4 protein-coding genes and 2 pseudogenes are annotated in these 4,213 nt (G+C 76.9%); 3 read left to right on the forward strand and 3 right to left on the reverse strand.

Annotated features, from left to right (window positions below; all coding sequences use genetic code 11):
* The 3 genes and pseudogenes from KVT14_RS19790 to KVT14_RS23635 all read right to left on the reverse strand — a co-directional run.
* Positions 1 to 234: pseudogene (locus tag KVT14_RS19790) on the reverse strand (iron-siderophore ABC transporter substrate-binding protein); the annotation flags it as partial.
* A gap of 112 nt (positions 235 to 346) precedes the next feature.
* Positions 347 to 685 carry a helix-turn-helix transcriptional regulator gene (locus KVT14_RS19795; protein WP_217617230.1) on the reverse strand — a complete coding sequence of 113 codons (339 nt, stop codon included), beginning with the start codon at positions 683 to 685 and terminating at the stop codon, positions 347 to 349.
* Positions 686 to 950: 265 nt separating this feature from the next.
* Positions 951 to 1,196 (reverse strand): annotated as a pseudogene (locus tag KVT14_RS23635) (hypothetical protein); the annotation flags it as partial.
* A gap of 139 nt (positions 1,197 to 1,335) precedes the next feature.
* Between KVT14_RS23635 and KVT14_RS19805 the strand changes: the two are divergent.
* The 3 genes from KVT14_RS19805 to KVT14_RS19815 all read left to right on the forward strand — a co-directional run bounded on the left by KVT14_RS19805 (position 1,336) and on the right by KVT14_RS19815 (position 3,991).
* Positions 1,336 to 1,860 carry a YcxB family protein gene (locus tag KVT14_RS19805; protein WP_217617231.1) on the forward strand — a complete coding sequence of 175 codons (525 nt, stop codon included), beginning with the start codon at positions 1,336 to 1,338 and terminating at the stop codon, positions 1,858 to 1,860.
* Positions 1,861 to 1,996: 136 nt separating this feature from the next.
* Positions 1,997 to 2,794, forward strand: coding sequence for a CPBP family intramembrane glutamic endopeptidase (locus KVT14_RS19810; protein WP_217617233.1), 798 nt, complete (start codon positions 1,997 to 1,999; stop codon positions 2,792 to 2,794).
* Positions 2,795 to 2,953: 159 nt separating this feature from the next.
* The gene (locus KVT14_RS19815) at positions 2,954 to 3,991 is read left to right on the forward strand and encodes a serine hydrolase (protein ID WP_217617232.1); all 1,038 of its coding nucleotides are present in this window, start codon (positions 2,954 to 2,956) and stop codon (positions 3,989 to 3,991) included.
* Positions 3,992 to 4,213 lie beyond the last annotated feature (222 nt).

Consider the following 4,213-nt stretch of genomic DNA (forward strand, 5'->3'; position numbering starts at 1 on the left):
CGCCAGCGTCACCTCGTGGTTGGCCCAGTTGACCGTCGCGACGCGCTCCGGCGCCTCGTCGAGAGTCGTCGTGCCGAACGCGTGCTCGATCGTGATCGGGAACTCGCCGGACGCCGCGGCGGACGTCGGGTCGTCCGACCCGGACGAGGACCCGGACGGCGTGCTGCTGCAGGCAGCGAGGACCAGGGCGACCGATCCGGCCGCGACCAGCGCGGACAGGCGACGGGTGCGCATAGCGACGTCAGCTCACTCTCGGGGAGGCGAAGGGGACGCCCGACCTGCGCGAACGCGGTCCGCCAGCAGGTGAGGCACGCCTAAGTTAGGTGAGGCTCTGCGAGTGGCGCAATCACGCGATCGGGACGTCGACCCGCGCGATCGGGACGGCACCCGACCCGCCGGACGGCTGGAAGGCGCTCGGCGCGCGGCCGGTCTGCCGGCGGAACGCCGCCCCGAAGGCGCTCGCCGACGCGTAGCCGACCGCCTCCGCCACCTCGTCGACCCGCTCCCCCGCCGCGAGCAGCAGCACGGCCCGCTGGGCCCGCACCGCCGCCTGCCACCCGCCCAGGCTCAGCCCGGTCTCCGCCCGGAACGCCCGCGTCAGGGTGCGCGGGCTCACCCCGAGCGCGGCCGCCCAGTCCGCGAGCGCCCGCGGGTCCCCGGGGTCGGCCGTCACGGCGTCGACCACCGGGCGGAGCAGCGGGGACCGGGGTCGTCACCGCCACCTCGTCCGGCGCCGGGACCAGCACGTCCAGCACCATCTGCTCCGTGAGCTCCCGGGACCCCTCCGCGAGCGTCGCGTCCTGGAGCCGCGCCAGCAGCAGCGCGAGCAGCGGCGTCACCTCGACCGCGACCGGCGCGTCCGCCAGCGGCCGCACCGCGTGCACGCCGAACTGCGCCGTCCGGTACCAGGTCCCCGCCGGCGCCCTGGCCGTGTGCACCGTCCCGGCCGGCAGCCACAGCCCCGTCGTCGGCGTGATCGCCCACGTCCGGTCCGCCGCCGTCACGCTCGACGCGCCGCGCAGGTTCCACAGCAGCTCGTGCGTCGGGTGCGCGTGCGGCGCCCACACCGTCTCGCGGTCCACCAGCTCGTCCATGCCGTCGATGACGTACGGCACCGCCACCGAGCCCGCCGCGTAGAGCGGCAGCGACCGGCTGTCGACGCCGTCGACGGGGCGGGCGGCCGGACCGGTGGACATGGGCGCAGCCTACGAGCAGCGACCCCGCCGGGTGGCCTGGGCCGTTCGGGTGAGGCGGGCCGGGATCGCCCTCCGCGCCGGCCCGACCCGCGGCACACTCGCGCCCGTGGCGACGCCCCGCCCGTCCCGAGGAGGACCCGTGCCCGGTGCGACCGCACTGCCCGTGCTGCGACTGGCGTGGCAGCCCGACCGCGCCGAGCTCGCCGACGCGCTCCGCGTGCTGCTGAGGCTGCGCCGCCGCCGGCGAGCCGGTGCCCTCCTGCTCGGCGGCCTCGCCCTGGCGGCATGGAGCTGGACCACCGGGCAGCCCCTCCTCCCCTGGCTGGTGCTCCTGGTGCTGCTGCTGGCGCTCGTGGTGCTGCCCGTCCACCGGCTCGCCGCGCGGCTGTCGTGGCGCCGCGACCCGCGCCTGCGCACCGAGCACACCGCCGAGGTGGTACCCGGCGAGGGCCTGAGCCTGACGATCGGCGACGTCGCCTCCGCGTACCGGTGGTCTGCGTTCTCCGGTGTCCTCGAGACCGACGCCCAGTACCTCCTCACCCTCCCCCGCGGTCGGCGCACCTCCGTGCTCCCTCTGCCGAAGCGTGCCGCCGCGCAGGGAGAGGCAGACGCACTGCGCGCCGTCCTCGCCGCCGCGCTCGGCGAGCCCGTGCGCGCGCGCTGACCCGGCCTCTCGCCTGGCCGGCGCGCGCCACCCGTGACACCGTGCCGAGGTGACCCCCTCCGCCGCGGCCACGCCCGCGACACCGCCGGCCGCCGCGCGCGGTGCCACCCCGGAGCCCGCGCGCGCCTCGTGGGACATCGGCTCGCCGGCGCGGCTGCTCGCCGCCGCCCTCGTGTGCGGCGCCGCCGTCCTGATCTTCGCCGTGCACGTCCGGCCGCTCGGGTACGTGCCCCTCGTGCTCGGCGTCGCGCTCGGACTCGCCGTCGACCGCGCGCTCGGGCGGGACCTGGCCCTGATCGGCACCGGCATGGCGATCGTCTCGGCCATCTCGCTCAAGGCGGACCTCTCCGACGCCGGCATGGCGCGGTTCACCGTCGCCCTGTCCCTCGCGGTCCTGGTGCCGTGGGCGCTCTCCCGGTACGTGTTCGGGCAGCGGACCATCCGGTTCCCCGTCGCCACGGGCCGGCGCTGGGCGCGCTGGCAGTGGGCGTACCTGGCCGCCGTCGTCGTCATCGGCTACCTCGTCCTGCCGTTCTACTTCATCGGCTCCGGGGCCTACCGGAACTGGCCGGACCTCGACGGCGGGCAGGACATCGCGCGGCTGTTCGTGGGCGTCAACGCGGTCGGCATCTGGGACGAGCTGTTCTTCATCTGCACCGTCTTCGCCCTCCTGAGACGGCACCTCGGGCTGTGGACCGCCAACGTCCTGCAGTCGGTGGTCTTCGTGTCCTTCCTCTGGGAGCTCGGCTACCGCGAGTGGGGGCCGCTGCTCACCGTGCCGTTCGCCCTGGTGCAGGGGTGGATCTTCGCGCGCAGCACCTCGCTGCCCTACGTCGTCGCGGTGCACCTGCTGTTCGACCTCGTGGTGTTCGGCGTCCTCGTGCACGCGCACCACCCCGAGCTGCTCGACGTCTTCGTCACCGCGCCGGGCTGAGCACCGGACGGCCCGAGCGCGAGACGGGCTGAGCGCGAGGCGGGCCGAGCACGAGGCGGGCTCGACCCGCGTGCGTGTCGGTGGGCGCCGCTAGCGTCCTCGGCACAGCCGCGTCCAGGGCGAGGACCGCGGGTCGCACCCGACCTCCCGGAGCCCTCGTTGACCGCCGCGCCGCCCGCCCCCGCCCCCGCCCTCGTCACCGTCGTCGTCGAGGACGGCCGGCCACCGGTCGTCGACGTCGCCGGGTACGCCGACCTCGCCGAGCGGGTCTCCGCGACCGCGACCACGCCCGTCCACCTGTGCTCGGCCGCGAAGGCGATCACCGCGGTCGGCGTCCTCCGCCTCGCCAGCCGCGGCGTGCTGGACCTCGACGCCGACGTGCGCGCGCTCGTCCCGCTCGACGTGCCCGGCCGGACCGGCCCGACCCTCCGCCAGCTGCTCGGGCACCGCGGCGGCATCATCGACCCGCCGGGCGCGTTCGAGCCGGCCACCGGCCGTGTCCCGCCGACCGCGGACGTCCTCGCGGGGACCACCGCGGCGCACGTCGGCCCGGTCCGGGTCACGGCCGAGCCCGGTTCCGGCTTCGCGTACTCCGACGCCGGCTACTGCGTCGTCGAGCGCGCCGTGGAGGTCGCGACCGGCGAGTCCTTCGCGGACGTCCTGCACCGCGAGGTCGTCGCCCCGCTCGGGCTCGCGTCGACCGGCTTCTGGGCCGGGGAGGCGGCCGCCCAGGTCCGCGGGCCGCGCGCGGCCGTGGTCGCGCGCCTCGCCGGGTCGGCCGCCGCGAGTCACCACGCCGACGGCCGCCGGCTCGCCGGCATCCGGGCGCACTACGCCGGCCTCGCCGCCTCGGGCCTGTGGGCCTCGGCGGCGGACCTGGCCGTCCTGCTCGACGACGTCGGCCGGTCCCTCGACGCGCGGGGCGGGGTCCTGCTCGACGCCGACCAGGGAACCGCGCTCGTCCGGGACCCGGGCGGCCTCGGCGTCGGCCTCGGCGTCTTCCCGTTCGGGGCACCCGGGCGCCCGTGCGTCATGACCCAGGGGTGGGGTGTCGGGTCCCAGTGCCAGCTCCGGTGGTACCCGGCTGCGGGCGGTGCGGTGGCGGTGGTGGTCGCGGCGGACCCCGGGGTGGGGCAGGACGCGTCCGTCGTGGGGACGACGGTCGCCGCGGTGGCGGACGGCCGCGGGTGGCGGTGACCCGGCAGCCGGGCCGCGGCCGGTCGACTGACCTCCCTCCGTGGCTCGGTCGGCTGACGCCCGACCGCGGCCGGGCCGACTGACCCCCGACCACTGCCCGGTCTCCTGACCCCCGAAGGGCCGGACGGAACGAGGCAGCCGGCGGCTAGATGTACTCGGCCAGGACGTTGGTGACGGTGCGGGGCCGTTGACGTGAGGAGAACCTCCGGCTGGGGTGTGGCT

Origin of the sequence: Cellulomonas sp. GbtcB1 (genome assembly GCF_019091725.1) — a bacterium.
In the GTDB taxonomy this organism is placed as follows: domain Bacteria; phylum Actinomycetota; class Actinomycetes; order Actinomycetales; family Cellulomonadaceae; genus Cellulomonas.